The organism is Agrobacterium sp. D14 (assembly GCF_001526505.1).
GTDB lineage: Bacteria > Pseudomonadota > Alphaproteobacteria > Rhizobiales > Rhizobiaceae > Agrobacterium > Agrobacterium leguminum.
Genome location: NZ_ASXX01000063.1, coordinates 172,904 through 191,283 on the forward strand (window position 1 = coordinate 172,904; position 18,380 = coordinate 191,283).

Annotated in this window: 18 protein-coding genes; 13 read left to right on the top strand and 5 right to left on the bottom strand. The window is 61.0% G+C overall.

The genetic code is table 11. The annotated features are described in order from the left end of the window. Positions 1–149: 149 nt before the first annotated feature. Together L901_RS23755 and L901_RS23760 are read left to right on the top strand one after the other, a co-directional pair. Entirely contained in the window at positions 150–1,778 is a 1,629-nt protein-coding gene (locus L901_RS23755; protein WP_059760658.1) for a Ppx/GppA phosphatase family protein, read from the top strand. Then, positions 1,775–2,515, top strand: a complete 741-nt coding sequence (locus tag L901_RS23760) for an RlmE family RNA methyltransferase (protein WP_059760663.1) — start codon at positions 1,775–1,777, stop codon at positions 2,513–2,515. Before L901_RS23755 ends, L901_RS23760 begins: the two co-directional genes overlap by 4 nt. On the opposite strand, the gene L901_RS23765 is transcribed toward L901_RS23760, so the two are convergent. Continuing rightward, a complete protein-coding gene (locus L901_RS23765) occupies positions 2,516–3,913 on the bottom strand; it encodes an MDR family MFS transporter (protein ID WP_035236057.1) in 1,398 nt (465 codons plus the stop codon). Positions 3,914–4,122: 209 nt separating this feature from the next. Here L901_RS23765 and L901_RS23770 point away from each other — a divergent pair, with 209 nt between their 5' ends. The 5 genes from L901_RS23770 (at position 4,123) to L901_RS23790 (ending at position 9,600) form a co-directional block, all read left to right on the top strand. Further along, on the top strand, positions 4,123–5,124 hold the full coding sequence (locus tag L901_RS23770; RefSeq protein ID WP_059760665.1) for an MBL fold metallo-hydrolase: 1,002 nt from the start codon (positions 4,123–4,125) through the stop codon (positions 5,122–5,124). A gap of 284 nt (positions 5,125–5,408) precedes the next feature. Next, complete coding sequence (guaB, locus tag L901_RS23775; protein WP_059760667.1) at positions 5,409–6,914, top strand: IMP dehydrogenase; 1,506 nt, start codon at positions 5,409–5,411, stop codon at positions 6,912–6,914. Between the two features lie 112 nt (positions 6,915–7,026). Continuing rightward, on the top strand, positions 7,027–7,428 hold the full coding sequence (locus L901_RS23780) for an MAPEG family protein (protein WP_059760669.1): 402 nt from the start codon (positions 7,027–7,029) through the stop codon (positions 7,426–7,428). A gap of 149 nt (positions 7,429–7,577) precedes the next feature. Continuing rightward, complete coding sequence (gene adhP, locus L901_RS23785) at positions 7,578–8,606, top strand: alcohol dehydrogenase AdhP (RefSeq protein ID WP_004440101.1); 1,029 nt, start codon at positions 7,578–7,580, stop codon at positions 8,604–8,606. 118 nt (positions 8,607–8,724) lie between these two features. Beyond that, a complete protein-coding gene (locus L901_RS23790) occupies positions 8,725–9,600 on the top strand; it encodes a dienelactone hydrolase family protein (RefSeq protein ID WP_059760671.1) in 876 nt (291 codons plus the stop codon). Positions 9,601–9,872: 272 nt separating this feature from the next. On the opposite strand, the gene moaB is transcribed toward L901_RS23790, so the two are convergent. From moaB to L901_RS23810, 4 genes are all read right to left on the bottom strand, one after another. Then, positions 9,873–10,418 (bottom strand): molybdenum cofactor biosynthesis protein B, encoded by a 546-nt coding sequence (gene moaB / locus L901_RS23795; protein WP_059760674.1) that lies wholly within the window; start codon positions 10,416–10,418, stop codon positions 9,873–9,875. Between the two features lie 26 nt (positions 10,419–10,444). Next, a complete protein-coding gene (locus L901_RS23800) occupies positions 10,445–11,335 on the bottom strand; it encodes a 4-(cytidine 5'-diphospho)-2-C-methyl-D-erythritol kinase (RefSeq protein ID WP_059760676.1) in 891 nt (296 codons plus the stop codon). Between the two features lie 6 nt (positions 11,336–11,341). Then, positions 11,342–13,189, bottom strand: coding sequence for a tetratricopeptide repeat protein (locus L901_RS23805; protein ID WP_082710813.1), 1,848 nt, complete (start codon positions 13,187–13,189; stop codon positions 11,342–11,344). Between the two features lie 189 nt (positions 13,190–13,378). Continuing rightward, on the bottom strand, positions 13,379–14,395 hold the full coding sequence (locus L901_RS23810) for a polyprenyl synthetase family protein (RefSeq protein ID WP_035261923.1): 1,017 nt from the start codon (positions 14,393–14,395) through the stop codon (positions 13,379–13,381). Between the two features lie 111 nt (positions 14,396–14,506). Here L901_RS23810 and L901_RS23815 point away from each other — a divergent pair, with 111 nt between their 5' ends. The 6 genes from L901_RS23815 to L901_RS23840 all read left to right on the top strand — a co-directional run bounded on the left by L901_RS23815 (position 14,507) and on the right by L901_RS23840 (position 18,271). Next, a complete protein-coding gene (locus L901_RS23815; protein WP_020813603.1) occupies positions 14,507–14,737 on the top strand; it encodes a DUF2007 domain-containing protein in 231 nt (76 codons plus the stop codon). 6 nt (positions 14,738–14,743) lie between these two features. After that, entirely contained in the window at positions 14,744–15,544 is an 801-nt protein-coding gene (locus tag L901_RS23820) for a tRNA1(Val) (adenine(37)-N6)-methyltransferase (RefSeq protein WP_059760681.1), read from the top strand. 91 nt (positions 15,545–15,635) lie between these two features. Continuing rightward, a complete protein-coding gene (locus L901_RS23825) occupies positions 15,636–16,502 on the top strand; it encodes a S49 family peptidase (protein ID WP_020813605.1) in 867 nt (288 codons plus the stop codon). A gap of 20 nt (positions 16,503–16,522) precedes the next feature. Continuing rightward, a complete protein-coding gene (locus tag L901_RS23830; protein ID WP_003503256.1) occupies positions 16,523–16,717 on the top strand; it encodes an NfeD family protein in 195 nt (64 codons plus the stop codon). 100 nt (positions 16,718–16,817) lie between these two features. Next, positions 16,818–17,780 (top strand): glycine--tRNA ligase subunit alpha, encoded by a 963-nt coding sequence (locus tag L901_RS23835; RefSeq protein WP_059760683.1) that lies wholly within the window; start codon positions 16,818–16,820, stop codon positions 17,778–17,780. A 110-nt stretch (positions 17,781–17,890) separates the two neighbouring features. Further along, the gene (locus tag L901_RS23840; RefSeq protein ID WP_236000807.1) at positions 17,891–18,271 is read left to right on the top strand and encodes a hypothetical protein; all 381 of its coding nucleotides are present in this window, start codon (positions 17,891–17,893) and stop codon (positions 18,269–18,271) included. The last annotated feature ends 109 nt before the right edge of the window (positions 18,272–18,380 follow it).

An 18,380-nucleotide genomic window follows, 5' to 3' on the forward strand; every position in this document is an offset into this window, starting at 1 on the left:
GAGCAACATGAAACTCCTATCGATAAAGCGTGCATTCGGCGCGGGGGTCACGCAACCTTGGTGATGTGTGAGCCTTTGCCACACGCCGCCCGGCAAAAACCATTTGGCTAAAATCGCTTGCGCTGGTATTGTCCGCCCAACGAAACCTTATGAAAGCCAGCAGCATAGCGTCTACGCTTGTGCGCGGCGAAATGGACAAGACAGTGATCGACCCCGGAAACGGCCCAAAGCCGTCGGAACAAGGGGCGTCGGTGGCGAACAAAGGGAAAGCGAAGCGATCCCGTCGTGGCAAGAAACACAAGCGTGACGGTCAGCCCCGTGACGCTGCTGTGCTGTCGCATGATGTTGCCGCGGATGTTCCGGCCGGTTCCTCCTATGTATCGGCTCTTGAGCCGGATGCCGAGCCGCGCAAGAGAAAGCGCCGCAGGCGCTCTCGCGGCAAGGGTGCGTCTCAGCAGGCTGCCCCAGTTCCCAGCGCGCAGACGCAGGCTCCAGCCGCAACAGATGCTGCCAATCCATCCTCCGCGCCGCCGGGCGCAGGGCGAAAGTCGCGCCACCGCAAGCGTGGTCACCGCGATCCGCGCAGCCGCGATCCACAGGGCCGTCCGCTGGTTCCCACCCATGCGCCGAAACATGTCGGCAAGCAGAATGGTCGCGCCAATGGGGCCGGGCAGGAACCGCACCGGCAATCTGAACTATCCGCCCGCCATGCCGGCCGCCAGCATGAGCATGGCCAGGAGCCGCCGGCGGATATGTATGCCGCGCTCGATCTCGGCACCAATAATTGCCGGCTTCTGATCGCGCAGCCGACGCGGCCCGGCCAGTTCCGGGTCGTCGATGCCTTTTCGCGCATCGTCCGGCTGGGCGAAGGGCTGGTGTCGAGCGGCCGGCTTTCCGACGACGCCATGGATCGAGCTGTCGAGGCGCTGAAAGTCTGCTCCGCGAAACTCTCCGGTCGCCCGATCAGGCGCATGCGGCTCATCGCCACCGAGGCCTGCCGCGCTGCGTCGAATGGCGAGGAATTTCTGGCGCGGGTGACGCGGGAAACGGGACTGAAGCTCGAAATCATCAGCCGCGAGACGGAAGCCCGCCTTGCGGTGTCTGGCTGCGCCTCTCTCGTCGGGCGCGAGGCGCGTTCGGTCGTGCTGTTCGATATCGGTGGCGGATCGTCGGAAATCGCCGTCATCAAGGTCGGCGAAAACCGCTCGAACCGGCTCGCCAACCACATCACCCACTGGACCTCGTTGCCGGTCGGCGTCGTCACGCTCTCGGAACGCCATGGCGGCCGCGATGTGACGCCGGATGTCTTCGCTGCCATGGTGCGGGAAGTCGAAGGGCTGCTCGATGCCTTCCATTGCCCGCCTCTCGCGCCGCAAACCCATCACGAGGATTTTCACCTGATCGGGACCTCCGGCACGGTGACCACGCTTGCCGGCGTCCATCTCGATCTGCCACGATACGATCGCCGCAAGGTGGATGGCCTGTGGTTGTCGGACGCCGAGGTGACGGCGATGCAGGACAAGCTGCTCGCATGGGATTTCGCGGGCCGCGCCGCCAATGCCTGCATCGGGCCTGACAGGGCCGATCTGGTTCTGGCCGGCTGCGCCATTCTCGAGGCCATTCGCCGCCGCTGGCCGGCACGCCGCATGCGCGTGGCGGATCGCGGCCTGCGCGAAGGCCTGCTGACGGATATGATGGCGGATGACGGCGCATGGCGGCGCAACCGCATTCGGCGCATGCAGATGACACGGCAGGACAGGACGGAAGGTTTGACATGAGCAAGGCGCCGACAAGCAACAACCGCACCGGCCGCAAGATCGGCCAGAAGGTCAAGAAGACCAAGCTCAAGGCCTCGTCGCGCCGTTGGCTGGAACGTCATATCAACGACCCCTATGTGCAGCGCGCCAGGCTTGAAGGCTATCGCGCCCGCGCCGCCTTCAAGCTTTTGGAAATCAACGACAAGCATCAGATCCTTAAAGGCGCGCGCCGCATCATCGACCTTGGCGCCGCCCCCGGCAGCTGGTCGCAGATCGCTTCCAAGGTGACGGATTCGACCGAGGACGATATCCGCGTCGCGGCCATCGATTTCCTCGAGATCGATCCCATTCCCGGTGTGAAAATCCTGCAGCTCGACTTCCTCGATCCGAGCGCGCCGGAAAAGCTGATGGAGGCCGTTGGCGGCACGCCCGATCTGGTGCTGTCGGATATGGCCGCGCCCACCACCGGGCACCAGAAGACCGACCATATCCGCACCATGCATCTGTGCGAAGTCGCAGCCGATTTCGCCGTTCAGGTGCTGGCGGAAGGCGGTCACTTCCTTGCCAAGACCTTCCAGGGCGGCACGGAAAAGGCATTGCTGGATATGCTGAAGAAGAACTTCAAGCAGGTTCTCCACATCAAGCCGGCGTCCTCACGTTCGGAATCGGTGGAAATGTTCCTGCTTGCGAAGCACTTCAAGGGCCGCAAGAACGAGCCGACCGACGCATCCGAAGCCGAAGAGGCTTCCGAAGACTGATCACTCCGCCGGTTGCGAGACCTTGCCGCGGTGGCCGGAAACGGCCGCCCCGGCATTGCCGTCCATGCGGATGATCGGCACGATGGCGAACAGCGATACCAGCGCCACGATGGTGAAGGCGATGTGGAAATCGGCGAGCTGCAGATGCGTACCCGACATCATGCTGCTGACTTCTAGAATGGAGGCGGCGAAAGCCACGCCCAGCGCCAGGCTGATCTGCTGCAGCACCGACGCCATCGAGGTCGCCTGACTGGCCTGACTGTCCTCGATATCGGAATAGCTGAGCGCGTTCGATCCGGTGAAGAAGAAGGACCGGGCAAATCCCGCTGTCACAAGGAAGATCATGATCAGCGGATAAGGCGTTTCCGGGGTGAAGAAGCTGTTGGCGAGCGTGGTGCAGGCGCCGACGATGCCGGCCCCGATCAGTGTCGAGCGGAATCCCGTTGCCGCAAACACCCGCTTGGCCATGAATTTCGTGGTGATCGCGCCGATTGCGCCGGCAAAGGTGATCATGCCCGACTGGAACGGGTTAAGCCCGAAACCGATCTGCAGCATCAGCGGCATCAGGAAGGGTATGGCGCCCGTGGAAATGCGGAAAACGGTGCCGCCGACGGACGCCGCCCGGAAGGTCGCGTTCTGGAAAATGCGGAAATCCAGAATGGGGGCGGGGTGGCGCGCGGCGTGGCGCAGATAAAGAAAACCGCAGATGAAACCGATGATCGTTGAGGCGATGCCGATGGCCGGCGGCAGCGCCGGCAGGCTGACGACGGAGAGGCCGAACACCACGCCGGAGGCGGCGATGCCTGAAAGCACGAAGCCTTTGCCATCCATCGGCGGCGGATTGGTGGTTTCGATTTCCGGCAGGAAGATCGTCGAGAGCCAGATGCCGATGACGCCGATGGGCACATTGATCAGGAAAATCCAGTGCCATGAAAAATAGGTGGTGATGAAGCCGCCGATTGGCGGGCCGGTCAGCGGTCCCACCAGCCCCGGAATTGTCAACAGCGCCATGGCGGAGACGAGTTCGCTGCGCTTGGTCGTGCGCAAAAGCACGAGGCGGCCAACGGGCGTCATCATCGCCCCGCCCATGCCCTGCAGGAAGCGCGAGAGCACGAATTCGAACACCGAGGACGACACCGCGCAGCAGATCGACCCCACCACGAAGACGCCGATGGCGAAACGGAAGATTTTCTTCGCGCCATATTTATCGGCCATCCAGCCGCTGATCGGAATGAAGATCGCCAGCGCCACCATATAGGCCGTCAATGCGAGCTTGAGCGTGATCGGGCCGACATGAAGGTCGGCGGCAATTGCCGGCAGCGAGGTGGCGATGACGGTGGAGTCCATCTGCTCCATGAAGAGAGCGACTGCCAGGATGAGGGGAATGATGCGGTTCATGAGGCTGCCTGCGGCTTTCCGCTGCGACAAAGGATATCGCCGTTCCTCCTACGCCTGATAAGCGGGCTTGCCAACACGTTAATTATCAATTTCTCAAGTTCCGATCAAACCTGCGTGAGGCCGGTTTTCTTGCAACTTTCTCGCTCTATTGTCCGTTGGCATGGTTCACTTGGCGATCACGGCCAGTTGGCGATATCGGGAGAAAGATAATGACCCAATCCTTGAGCATGAGCAGACGCGGCATCATCGGTGCGGCGGGCGCAAGCGTTCTCGGTGCGCCGCTGTTGATGGCGCGCACGGCAACGGCCCAGACCAGCCAGCCGCAAACCTCCATGGAGATAGAACACGCGATGCCGCCTGAAACCAATCGCTTCAAGCTCGGCAATTTCGAAGTGCTGGTGGTGAAGGATGGCGCGCGCGCGGCCCCCAATCCCGGCGAGACCTTCGGCACCGACCAGTCGGCGGAGACGGTCGGAAAATTGCTGGAAGACAATTTTCTGCCGAAGGAGCAATTCGTCAATTCCTTCTCGCCGGTCCTCGTCAATACCGGCACCGATCTCGTGTTGTTCGATACCGGTTTCGGTGAGGCCGGGCGCGGTGCGGGCAATGGTCGGTTGATCGAGGGCATGGCGGCCGCCGGTTATACGCCGGAAGATGTGACCGTGGTGGTGCTGACCCACATGCATGGCGATCATATCGGTGGGCTGATGGAAAAGGGTGCTCCGGCTTTTTCCAAGGCGCGCTACGTGTTCGGCCAGGCGGAATATGATTTCTGGACGGATGAGAAGCGCGTCGGCACACCGGCGGAAGGCGGCCACAAGGGCGTTCTCACGAACGTCAAGCCGCTGGCGGAAAAGGCGACTTTCATCGGCGACGGCGCCAGTGTCGTATCCGGGATCACCGGCGTGGCGGCCTTCGGTCATTCGTCGGGGCACATGATCTTCCGTGTCGAATCGGAAGGCAAACAACTCATCCTGACGGCGGATACGGCCAACCATTTTGTCCTTTCGCTGCAGAGGCCGGACTGGGAGGTGAAGTTCGACATGGACAAGGCAGCAGCGGCAGCGACCCGCAGAAAGGTCTATGACATGATCGCCACCGACCGTTTGCCTTTCCTTGGGTATCACATGCCTTTCCCGGCGGTCGGTTACGCGGAAAAGCTGGATACCGGCTATCGTTTCGTGCCGAAATCCTATCAGTTCGACATCTGATGCATGTCGCACAAAAGTGTTAAGCGGTTTTGCGATAACGGCATGCATAAAAACAAGCAGTTAGAGCGCGTCGTGTGGAATAGGAATCCACACGACGCGCTCTAACGTCTGCTGCAATGCAGCAACAGAAAAAGCCCGGAACGCAATTCCGGGTTTTTTCTATTCCCTTCCTGTCATGAACGTGTTACCAGCCCTCGCCAACTTCCAAGCAATCCTTGCAGGGCGCCGGGGTGAACTTTTCGTTCCGGAACGGCCACGCATTTTCAGTATGAAGGAATTTGGTCATGGCACGCATCATTCAAACACCCACTGGTTTGGACGCTCTCACATTTGACGATGTGTTGCTGCAACCCGGACATTCCGAAGTCATGCCGGGACAGACGAATATCGCCACCCGCATCGCCCGCGATATCGATCTCAACCTGCCGATCCTGTCTTCCGCCATGGATACGGTTACCGAAGGCCGCCTCGCCATCGCCATGGCCCAGGCCGGCGGCATCGGTGTCATCCACCGCAACCTGACCCCCATCGAACAGGCTGAAGAAGTCCGGCAGGTGAAGAAGTTCGAAAGCGGCATGGTCGTCAACCCGGTCACCATCGGCCCGGATGCGACGCTCGCTGAAGCGCAGGCCTTGATGAAGGCGCATGGCATTTCCGGTATTCCGGTCGTTGAAAACGGCGGTTCCGGCGGCCACAAGAACGGCCGTCTCGTTGGCATTCTGACCAATCGCGACGTGCGCTTCGCCTCCGATCCGCAGCAGAAGATCTACGAACTGATGACCCGCGAAAACCTGGTCACGGTCAAGGAAAGCAGCGTCGATCAGCAGGAAGCGCGCCGCCTGCTGCACAAGCACCGCATCGAAAAGCTGCTGGTTGTGGATGCCAAGGGCAATTGCGTCGGCCTCATCACCGTCAAGGATATCGAGAAGTCGCAGCTGAACCCCAACGCCACCAAGGATGCGCAGGGCCGCCTTCGCGCCGCTGCCGCCATCAGCGTCGGTGCTGACGCCATCGAGCGCGCCGAGCGCCTCATCGATGCCGGTGTCGACCTTCTGGTTGTCGATACCGCGCATGGCCATTCGCAGCGCGTGCTGGATGCCGTCTCGCAGGTCAAGAAGATGTCGAATTCGGTTCGCATCATCGCCGGCAATGTCGCCACCGCCGACGGCACCAAGGCGCTGATCGATGCCGGCGCCGATGGCGTCAAGGTCGGTATCGGCCCCGGCTCCATCTGCACCACCCGCATCGTCGCCGGCGTCGGCGTTCCGCAGCTCGCTGCCATCATGTCGTCGGTTGAAGTCGCCAACGCGGCTGATATTCCTGTTATCGCCGATGGCGGCATCAAGTTCTCGGGCGATCTGGCCAAGGCAATCGCCGCCGGCGCTTCCGCCGTCATGATCGGCTCGCTCTTGGCCGGCACGGATGAAAGCCCGGGCGAAGTGTTCCTCTACCAGGGCCGTTCCTTCAAGGCCTATCGCGGCATGGGCTCCGTTGGCGCCATGGCGCGCGGTTCCGCCGACCGTTATTTCCAGGCCGAAGTGCGCGACACGCTGAAGCTCGTTCCAGAAGGCATCGAAGGTCAGGTTCCCTATAAGGGCCCGGTTTCCGGCGTCCTGCACCAGCTGGCAGGTGGCCTCAAGGCTGCCATGGGTTATGTCGGCGGCGGCAACATCAAGGAATTCCAGGAGCGCGCCACCTTCGTTCGCATCTCCAGCGCGGGCCTGCGCGAAAGCCACGCCCATGACGTGACGATCACCCGCGAAAGCCCGAACTACCCCGGCGCGGTTTGATCTTTCGAGGCGAATCCGTAAAAGGATACTGAGTATTTGGCGCTCCCCGATTCATGCCGGATCGGGGAGCGTTTTCATGATTGGAGAAGAAAGCATGTCACCCACGACCGCAATGTTCTGGCCGATGATCGCCCATGTCTTTCTGGTCTTCTGGCTTTACAGGCTTCTGATCGTCCGGCGCAACAAATACACCTTCAAGGATCGCGAATCGGCGATCAAGCTGCGTGACCGCGGCGAGGAGGCGCGCGAAAGCCATCTGGTGAACCGCAACATCGCCAATCAGTTCGAATTGCCGGTGCTGTTTCACATCGCCTGCCTGCTGCTCTACATCACGGATGCGGACAATATCGTCACCGTCGTTCTGGCATGGCTGTTCGTGCTCTCGCGTTATGCCCATTCCTATGTCCACGTCACCAGCAACCGCCTGCGTCAGCGTGGCGCATTGTTCGGCATCGGCTTTGCGCTGGTCGTCTGCCTGTGGGCATGGCTCGCCATATGGTTGGCGCTGGAGTAAATCAGCACCGTGAGGTTGCCTCATAAGTGAGACAATCCCGCCTTGCAAAATGCTCCGATTTGCGATGGGTCAATTCCATGACGCCCCATCCCCGTTAATCTCTGCCTGCCGTCGAGGATTTCAGGCGAGCAGAGATTAGGGAGTATGTCATGGCTAAGACAATGAAGGCAGCCGTCGTCCGCGCGTTTGGAAAACCGCTGACCATCGAGGAAGTGGCTATACCGGATCCCGGCCCCGGTGAAATTCTCATCAACTACAAGGCGACGGGCATTTGCCACACCGACCTGCACGCCGCCACCGGCGACTGGCCGGTCAAGCCCAATCCGCCCTTCATCCCCGGCCACGAAGGTGTCGGCTATGTCGCCAAGATCGGCGCTGGCGTCACCGGCATCAAGGAAGGCGACCGCGCCGGCACGCCCTGGCTCTACACCGCCTGCGGATGCTGCATTCCGTGCCGCACGGGCTGGGAAACGCTGTGCCCGAGCCAGAAGAATTCCGGCTATTCCGTGAATGGCAGCTTTGCCGAATATGGCCTCGCCGATCCGAAATTCGTCGGCCGCCTGCCGGATAATCTCGATTTCGGCCCGGCCGCACCGGTGCTCTGCGCCGGGGTCACCGTCTATAAGGGCCTCAAGGAAACCGAGGTCAGGCCCGGTGAGTGGGTGGTCATTTCAGGCATTGGCGGGCTTGGCCACATGGCCGTGCAATATGCCAAGGCCATGGGCATGCATGTCGTTGCCGCCGATATTTTCGACGACAAGCTGGCGCTTGCGAAAAAGCTCGGAGCCGATGTCGTCGTCAATGGTCGCGCGCCTGACGCGGTGGAGCAGGTGCAGAAGGCGACCGGCGGTGTCCATGGCGCGCTGGTGACGGCGGTGTCGCCCAAGGCCATGGAGCAGGCTTACGGTTTCCTGCGCTCCAAGGGCACCATGGCGCTTGTCGGCCTGCCGCCGGGCTTCATCTCCATTCCGGTGTTCGACACGGTGCTGAAGCGCATCACGGTGCGCGGCTCCATCGTCGGCACGAGGCAGGATCTGGAGGAAGCGCTGACCTTTGCCGGCGAAGGCAAGGTGGCGGCCCACTTCTCCTGGGACAAGCTCGAAAACATCAACGATATCTTCCACCGCATGGAAGAGGGCAAGATCGACGGCCGTATCGTCGTGGACCTCGCCGCCTGATGTGAAAACTGGCTGGCGGCGCTCACGTAAATGTGTGACGCCGCTTGCCCCCGCCTCGTTCCTCACGGGGCGATCTGCGCTATCCTTCCGCATCCGTGCGTTCAAGGAGGATAGAGCGATGGACAAGCCCAAGATCACGCAGGCCATGATCGACGCTTACGATGAATATACCCATCTCAGCCTCGATCGCCGCAAATTCATGGAAAAGCTCACCGTACTGGCCGGGTCGGGCGCAGCTGCGGCGGCCATCGCCCCGCTTCTTTCGGCCAACAGCGCCCGTGCGGCGGTCATCGCGGCCGATGACGACAGGATCGTCGCCGAGGAGGTGACCTATCCCGCCCCCGGCGGCGAGATGAAGGGTTACCTCGTCACGCCGAAATCCGTTTCCGGCCCCATCGGCTCCGTCATCGTCATCCACGAGAACCGTGGCCTGAACGACCATATCCGCGATGTGGCAAGGCGTGTGGCGCTCGCCGGTTTCAGGGCGCTTGCCGTCGATTTCCTCTCACCGCAGGGCGGCACGCCCGCCGATGAGGAGAAGGCGCGGCAGATGTTCAGCGGTCTCGACATGGACGCGACCGTCGCCAATGCCGAAGCGGGCCGGGTATGGCTTGCGGCGCGGCAGGGGGCAAATGGCAAGGTCGGGGCTGTCGGTTTCTGCTGGGGCGGCGGGCTGGTCAACCGTTTCGCCACCAAATCGGCAGGTTTGAATGCCGGCGTCGCCTATTACGGCCAGCAGGCCCCGGTGGCCGATGTACCGGCCATCAAGGCGCCGCTGCTTTTGCACTATGCGGGTCTCGACGAGCGCATCAATGCCGGCATCGATGCCTATAAGAAGGCGCTGGAGGAAAACGGCAAGACCTTTGAAATCTTCGTCTATGACGGCGTCAACCACGCTTTCAACAATGACACGTCCTCGGCGCGCTACGACAAGGCGGCCTCCGATCTCGCTTGGGGCAGGACGACGGAGTTCTTCACGAAATATCTGGCGTGATGGGGGTTTTGGGCGGGCGTCTGTTTTTGTCGCCAGTAGGGGAGGCGGAAAGGCGTAAATATTGTGAACCGAAGGTGCGTGGGGCTTACCCCCCTCTGCCCTGCCGGGCATCTCCCCCACAGGTGGGGAGATCAATATGCGGTAAGGTCTCGCCCATCTCAACGTCAGCGAATGAAGTGGTGGTGGCGCTGCTTGCCGATCTCCCCCCTTGAGGGGGAGATGCCCGGCAGGGCAGAGGGGGGTGAAGCCCCACGCACCTCTGGTCCGCTGATCTAAACGCCCCCAGCCCCACGCTTCAAATGCTCGTCAAGCCTCGGCATGATCTCCACGAAATTGCAGGGCAAGTGGCGATAATCGAGCTGGGCTTTCAGAATACCGTCCCACGCATCCTTGCACGCACCCGGCGAGCCGGGCAGCACGAAGATGAAGGTCGCGTTCGCCACGCCGCCGGTTGCCCGCGACTGGATGGTGGCGGTGCCGATCTTGTCATAGGAGATGCGGTGGAAGAGGGCGGAAAACCCATCCATGCGCTTTTCGAACAGCGGCTCCAGCGCTTCGGGCGTCACATCGCGGCCGGTAAAGCCGGTGCCGCCGGTGGTGATTACCACATCCACGCCTTCAGAGAGCGTCCAGTCGCGCACCGTGCCGGCAATCGCTGCCTTGTCATCAGGCACGATGGCGCGGGCCGCGAGCCTGTGGCCCGCTTCCTCCAGCCTTGCGACGAGCGTATCGCCGGATTTGTCGTTCTCCAGCGTGCGGCTGTCCGAAACGGTCAAAACCGCAATGCCAAGGGGAATGAAGGGTCTTTCGCCTGCCATGGCCTTATCCTCGAAGTGTCTGATTTTCAAATGGTCCGCGTCGCCTGAAAATACCAGCCGGGGCGCCTCTTCCGAAGCGATGTTTCCGCTTTCCTGGCCGCTTCAAGGGAATGAAAAATCCCGAAACAGGTTGCCCCTGAACCGGACATGCGCACAAGCGCAGCCCCCTCCTGCGACAACAACCCAATGATTTCCCCGATCTCCGGTAGAAGCGCCTGAGCCGGCGGTTGCAGATCGTTACGGCTTTGGGCGAGAAAATCCATCCAGCCGATTGTCGCAGAGGCGGGCAGGGGCGGATTGGTCTTGTTCTGCAATCGCCGGAAAATCTCCGGCGTCGAAACCGCCTTCAACGGATTGGCCAGAACCATCGCCAGTTCCGGCAGATCGGTGATCCGTTCGATGTCCTCGCCGATGCCGCGCGCGATCAGGGATCGGCTCTCAAGGCACATCGGTACATCCGCCCCGAGCGTCAGCGCCATGGATGCAAGCGCATCCGGCGCGATCCCGGCACGCCAGTGCCGCAAAAGCCCCCGCAGCGTCGCCGCCGCATCCGCCGAGCCGCCGCCGATACCGGAAGCCACCGGCAGGTTCTTTTCAAGATGAATGGCGACCGGGGGTGCAGGTTGCCCTGTCGATGCAAGCGCATCGCGCAACAGGTCCCTGGCGCGGGTGACAAGGTTATCGCCGCCATCGCCCGCGCGCAAAAGATCGCCGAAAGGGCCGGAGATGGAGAAACTGTCGGCATCGGCATCGGCGTCGCGAATACGGATCGTGTCGCCGGCTTCGGTAAAGGTCACCAGCGTTTCGAGCAGGTGATACCCATCCGCTCGCTGGCCGGTCACATGCAGCGCCAGATTGATCTTGGCCGGGGCCGCCTCGATGGTCTCGGTGGCCCCGGAAACGTCATGTCCGCGCATGCGGCGTCAGGATTTCTTGTCCGGAGTGGCAGCCGGTGCCGGTACCGGAGGAGCCGGCGGCACCGGCGCGACTTCCTTCTTGGCGGTATTTTCGGCATCCTTTTCCACCGGCGGCAGGCCGTTGGCGATCTTTTCCTTCACCTTGGCCTTGTCCACGTCGTCGCTGTCGCCGATCAATGCGCGGTTCCACTGATAGACCGCCTCGATCTTGCGGCCGACCCGCCAATAGGCGTCGCCCAGATGGTCGTTGATGGTCGGATCGCCGGCTTTCAGTTCGATCGCCCGTTCCAGTTCGGTCACGGCTTCATCGAAAGCGCCGAGGCGATAATGCGCCCAGCCGAGCGAATCGACGATATAGCCGTCATTCGGCCGAAGCTCGACGGCGCGGCTGATCATCTTCATGCCTTCATCGAGATTGATGCCCTTGTCCACCCAGGAATAGCCCAGATAGTTCAGAACCTGCGGCTGTTCCGGGTTCAGCTCCAGCGCCCGCTTGAAATTCGGTTCGGCCTTGTCCCATTCCTTCAGCCGCTCATAGGCGATGCCGCGCTGGAAGAAGACGGACCAGTCGGATTTCTGCGGCACGGAGCCGATGACCTCGATGGCCTTGTCGTAGTTCTCGGCCATCGCCTTGTAGTCCTTGGCGTCCGAAAGCACGCTGCCATAGGCGAGATAGGAACGAATGTCCTTCGGATCGGATTCGAGCAGGGATTTGAGGTGCTTGCGCGCCTCATCCACCTTGCCGGTCTGCGCAAGCGTCAGTCCGAGCTGCAGCTCGGAGATGCGATACATCGGCGAATCCTTCGGCACCTCGCGGTAGAAGGCAATGGCGCGGTCAGGCTGTTTCAGCGCTTCGGAAAGGCCGCCGAGAAGGATGAGCGTATCCGGGCTCTTCGGATCGAGCGCGCGCGACGTCTGCAGATAAAGCGTCACGATCTCTTCGGCGCCTTCGCGGTTCAGCGCGCCGGCGATGGAGAACATGACGCTGGCGGCACCCTCCACGGCATTGGTGATCTGCTGTTCCGGCTTTTCACCGTTTTCGATGGACTGGCGAAGCGCTTTCAGCGGCGCGTAATTCGGTGCGAAAGTGTCGCCGACCGCAATCGCATCCAGCGCCTTCTGCTTGTTGCCGGCGGAAGCCTCCAGCCGGGCAAGCGCCATCACCGCGCGCATATAGGTATCGGAGGCGGTTGCCCCGCCTTCGCGGTCCGTCACCGCTTCGTTCAGGCTCTTGCGGGCGGCCTCGTTGTTGCCGGAAACAAGGGCGATGGCCGCCGCATTGTATTTCTGGAAGATCGAAATCCAGCCCGGGCCCTTCATATTGTTGACCAGCGCCAGCGCTTCCTTCGGCTTGCCGGAACCGGCGCGCGCCCATGCGGTCAAAAGTGTGTTGACCATGCGGTCGAGATCGTTCGGGCCGGTATATTTCAGGATCTTCTCGGCCTTGGCGAATTCCTTGTCCTTGATGGCGTCGAGACCGCGCACGATGGTCGTCACGCGCTCCACCGAGGTATCGTCCTTCATCGAATCGGCGATCTTGGCGCCGGCCTCGAAATTGCCGCTCAGAAGTTCGGCGATCATCAGCCGCTGGCGGATTTCCGTATTGGCGGGATCGAATTCCAGCGCCTTTTTGTAAAGCGAGATCGCGGTGGGATAATCCTGATCGACATCGGCATTGCGCCCGGCGAGGAAGGCGCCGGAGAAGGTGTTCACCTTGCCGGGATCGAACGTAACGGCCTTGTCTTCCGGTGTCGCCTTCGTCTCCGCAAAGCCGGGGCTTGCACCCGCGCCGATTGCGAGAGCAGCGGCAAGAGCCGCGCTGCAGAGAAGACGGAGTGCTGGTTTACGCCGCATGAGGGAACCTTTGCCTTTGTGCAGAAGCACGGAAAAATCAGTTTCCATTGTTGGTCACGATAGAATGGCTTTTTTGAAGCAACGCCGCAAGAAATTATGGCCCCGGCCACAATCACGCCTTGCGGAGAAGCTGGCCCGGAACATTGGGCGGATGGTCTTTTCCATCCGCCTTTCGCCCGGCCTGCGGCGTCAGTTCAGACGCTCGATGCAGAAGTCGATCACTTCCAGAAGCGCATCTTTCCAGGGGCTCTGCGGCAGCGGTGCGAGCGCGTCGCGGGCGATGGTGCCGTAGTGCGTGGCGCGGCCGATCGTATCGCCAAGACCGTTGTATTTGGTGATCAGGCCCAGCGCCTTTTCAAGGTTCTCGTCGCTGCTTTCACCCTTTTCGATGGCGTTGCGCCAGAAGGCGCGCTCATCCTGCGTGCCGCGACGATAGGAGAGGATGACTGGCAGCGTGATCTTGCCTTCGCGGAAATCGTCGCCGGTATTCTTGCCGAGATCGGCGGATTTGCCGCCGTAGTCCAGCACATCGTCGACGAGCTGGAAGGCAAGGCCGAGATTCATGCCGTAGGATTTCAGCGCGCTGCGGGTCGCCTTGTCGGTCTTGGCGACGATGGGGCCGACTTCCGCCGCCGCTGCAAAAAGGGCGGCCGTCTTGGCGCGAATCACCTGAAGATAATCGTCTTCGGTCGTTTCCATGTTCTTGGCGACCGAAAGCTGCAGCACCTCGCCCTCGGCGATCACCGAGGCGGCGGTGGACAGCACATCGAGCGCATCGAGAGAGCCGACATCCACCATCATGCGGAAGGCCTGGCCGAGCAGGAAGTCGCCGACGAGAACGCTCGCCTGGTTGCCCCATATGGTGCGGGCGGTGGATTTGCCGCGGCGCAGATCGCTTTCATCCACCACATCGTCATGCAGAAGCGTCGCCGTGTGCATGAATTCGACGCTGGTGGCGAGCTTGATGTGGTTGTCGCCCTCGTAACCGAACATCGAGGCCGAGGCGAGCGTCAGCATCGGTCGCAGGCGCTTGCCGCCGGAAGAGATGAGGTGGTTGGCCACCTCGGGTATCATCTGGACATCGGAACCGGCCTTGGAAAGGATAAGCTGGTTCACCCGTTCCATATCGGGGCGGGTCAGGTCGACAAGCGGCTTGACGGATGCGAGTTTGTTTTTGCTTTCTTCAAGCGGTATGACGACGCCCAAGGGACAGGACTCCAGTTCGAATTTGAATTCGACAATAAAAACTGACGCCTTGCGCGGCAAGGGGCGAATTGCCGCTAGCCATTCAAAAAGATGGGAATTTAAGGTCTATCCATGCGTGAACTGATCCGTACCAACGATGCCGTGCTGCTCTCCTTCGCCGAAAGCCTGATGAGGGATGCCGGCATCCATTGCCTCATCGCCGATCAGGCGATGAGCATTCTGGAAGGATCGCTCGGTCTTTTGCCGCGAAGGTTTCTGGTGGAGGAAGATCGGGCCGATCAGGCCCGCCGCATTCTCATCGATGCCGGGCTCGGCGACGAGTTGCGCAACGAAGAGGCTTGAACGGCGGTGGGCGACGGCATTTCCGAAACGATCGACGCCTTTCATCGGGGCCGGTTTCACATCATCCAGCCGAAGGGCAGGGGACACCGGGCCGGCATGGACGCCATGCTTCTGGCCTCGCTGGTGGCGGATGAGCGTGCCTGCCGGATAGCCGATCTCGGCGCGGGCGCGGGTGCGGCCGGCATGGCGGTTGCCGCGCGGCTCGAAAAGGCCGAGGTGACGCTGTACGAACGCTCGCCGGAAATGGCGCAATTTGCCCGCCGCAGCCTCGAACTGCCTGAGAATGCTGATTTTTCTGCCCGCGTCAGCGTGCGCGAAGCCGATGTGACCCTGCGGGCGAAAGCACGCGCCGAAGCGGGCTTGCCCGACGATCATTTCCATCACGTCATCATGAACCCGCCCTATAACGATGCGGGCGACCGTCGCACGCCGGATGCCCTGAAGGCCGAAGCGCATGCCATGACCGATGGCCTGTTCGAAGACTGGATCAGGACCGCAGGCGCGATCATGGTGCCGGGTGGGCAACTTTCCCTGATTTCAAGGCCGCAATCGGTGGCGGAAATCATCGCCGCCTGCGGCAGTCGTTTCGGCGGCATCGAGATCACCCTCATCCATCCGCGCCCTGGCGAGGACGCGGTGCGCATGCTCGTCACCGCCATCAAGGGTTCGCGGGCGCGGCTGTCCTTCCGCGCGCCGCTCATCATGCATGAGACCGGCAGCCATGCCTTCACCCCCTTCGTCGATGACCTGAACAATGGCCGCGCCGCCTATTCGCGTAATGTAAGGGCAATCCGGCCCGCGTCATAAATATCGCCGTTCCGCCGGCCGCAAACCATTGTGTTTTCCGGGGCGATACATACATCCCTGACGAACGGATAAATGCTGCGAGGATTGAGTAGTGGGTTTTCTGAAGTATCTGGTGCCGAAACGCTTTCGTAAAAAAGAGCTCGTCATCCCGGTGGTGCGCATGCACGGCGCGATCATGGCCGGCGGCAACCAGTTCCGCCCCGCCCTCAATCTCGCCTCCTATGCGCCGCTTCTGGAAAAGGCCTTCGCCGTCAAGGATGCTCCGGCCGTCGCCATTTCGCTCAACTCGCCCGGCGGTTCGCCGGTGCAGGCGCGGATGATCTATAACCGCATCCGCCAGCTCGCCGAGGAAAAGGAAAAGAAGGTCCTGATCTTCGTGGAGGATGTTGCGGCCTCCGGCGGCTACATGATCGCGCTTGCCGGCGACGAGATCATCGCCGATCCCACCTCCATCGTCGGTTCGATCGGCGTCGTTTCCGGCGGTTTCGGTTTTCCGGAAATGCTGAAGAAGATCGGCGTGGAGCGCCGTGTCTATACGGCCGGCGAGAACAAGGTCATCCTCGATCCCTTCCAGCCGGAAAAGGAAGGCGATATCGATTACCTGAAGTCGCTTCAGGTCGAAATCCACAATGTTTTCATCGATATGGTCAAGATGCGTCGCGGCTCGAAACTGAAGGGCGACGAGGCGATCTTCTCCGGCCTGTTCTGGACCGGCATGCGCGGCCTCGACCTCGGCCTGATCGACGGGCTGGGCGACATGCGCGAGGTTCTTCGCCGCCGTTACGGCGAGAAGGTCAAGCTCCAGCTCGTCAGCGGCGGGCGCACTTTGTTCGGCAAAAAGGTGCCGGGCGTGAATGCTGCTCTGGACGTGAATGCCGAAAGGCTGGCCGCCGGCGCCGTCTCGGGGCTTGCGGAGGTTGCCGAAGAAAAGGCATTGTGGTCGCGTTTCGGTCTATGATGTCTCGGGAATAAAGCCTTATGGCGCAGCTCATTACAATTATTCTTCTGGTGGTGGGATCCGTCATCCTATACCGCCGCTTTGTCCGCGATGCGGAAAAGCTCTCGGCGAAATCGAAACAGCGCGAGAAGGAACGCGAGACCGGCGCCATCGGCACGCTGATCAAGGACCCGGAAACCGGCGAATACCGGGTGAAGCGCGAGGATGAGACCTAAGGCGGCGTCTCCACGCATAAAACCTTGACCCTCACGCCATGCCGTGGCACGTGTCCGCATCCGAAGTAAGTCAATGCTTACTTGTCCTCCTAACGCCGCGATGACTGCAATGACCGATGTTCCCGACCATATGAACCCGAAGCGTTCCTTTCAGGCGCTTATCCTGACGCTGCACAATTACTGGGCCGACAAGGGCTGCGCGGTGCTGCAGCCCTACGATATGGAAGTGGGCGCGGGCACGTTTCATCCGGCGACGACGCTGCGCGCGCTTGGTCCCAAGCCATGGAAGGCCGCCTATGTGCAGCCCTCGCGCCGCCCGTCCGACGGCCGTTACGGCGAAAACCCCAACCGCCTGCAGCATTATTACCAGTATCAGGTCATTCTGAAGCCCAACCCGTCCAACCTGCAGGAACTCTATCTCGGTTCGTTGAAGGCGATCGGCCTCGATCCGCTGCTGCACGATGTGCGCTTCGTCGAAGACGACTGGGAAAGCCCGACGCTCGGCGCCTGGGGTCTTGGCTGGGAATGCTGGTGTGACGGCATGGAAGTCTCGCAGTTCACCTATTTCCAGCAGGTTTGCGGCATTGAATGCTCGCCGGTCGCGGGCGAGCTGACCTATGGTCTGGAGCGTCTCGCCATGTATGTTCAGGGCGTCGACAATGTCTATGACCTGAACTTCAACGGCCGCGAAGGCGAAGAGAAGATTTCCTATGGCGACGTCTTCCTGCAGGCCGAGCAGGAATATTCCCGTCACAACTTCGAATTTGCCGATACGGCCATGCTGCATCGCCATTTCATCGACGCCGAAAAGGAATGCCAGGCGCTTCTCGCCGCCGGTGCGCCCGGTGATAACGACAATCAGCGCCTGCACAAATGCGTGTTCCCGGCCTATGACCAGTGCATCAAGGCCAGCCACGTCTTCAACCTTCTGGATGCACGCGGCGTAATTTCGGTCACGGAACGCCAGAGCTATATCCTGCGCGTGCGCACGCTGGCGAAAGCCTGCGGCGAAGCCTTCCTGCTGACGGATGCGGGCGGGGTGAACTGGAACAGGGCCGCCTGATTTTTGAAGGCAGATTCAAGCCGAAGCTTCTAATGAATTTGAAAGGCCGTTCTTGACGGCCTTTTATTTTGTGTTGATTGGTTATGTGAAACATCGTGATGGATTTGATTATGAATATTAGAAGCTTAGTTTTTTTGCCTGTATTGATGCTTGCATGTTTCCTCGGCAACGCTGCGGCTGCCGAAACGACTGAATGGATGAGCGGCAATGACGCCTTTCGCCGAGCAGACAAACTGCGTAGTTTCGGAATGATCGTCACCCGCATGGATTGCAAGGACAGCGGCCAGCGGACGCTCGATGTCGGTAGCGCGCTTGTCCGCATGCACTACACGCAAAACTCGAAAATGCTCGACTGGAGAATAGACGGCTGGAATCATCTGGGTGAGAACAAGGACTATTGGGCCGAACGCGGCTACAGGCTTGCCTCACACACCGTTTTTGTAAGGAAAACATCCGGTCTGCGATTATACTGCACCGTCTACAATAAATGACGCGCAGCACTGGTCGCGGTTTTATCCTCTCGGCAAAAACGGACAGAATGAGCGAAGCCCCATGACTTTGCGGTAATGAGCGGCTATCGTGCGCGCAACGAAGCTGGGA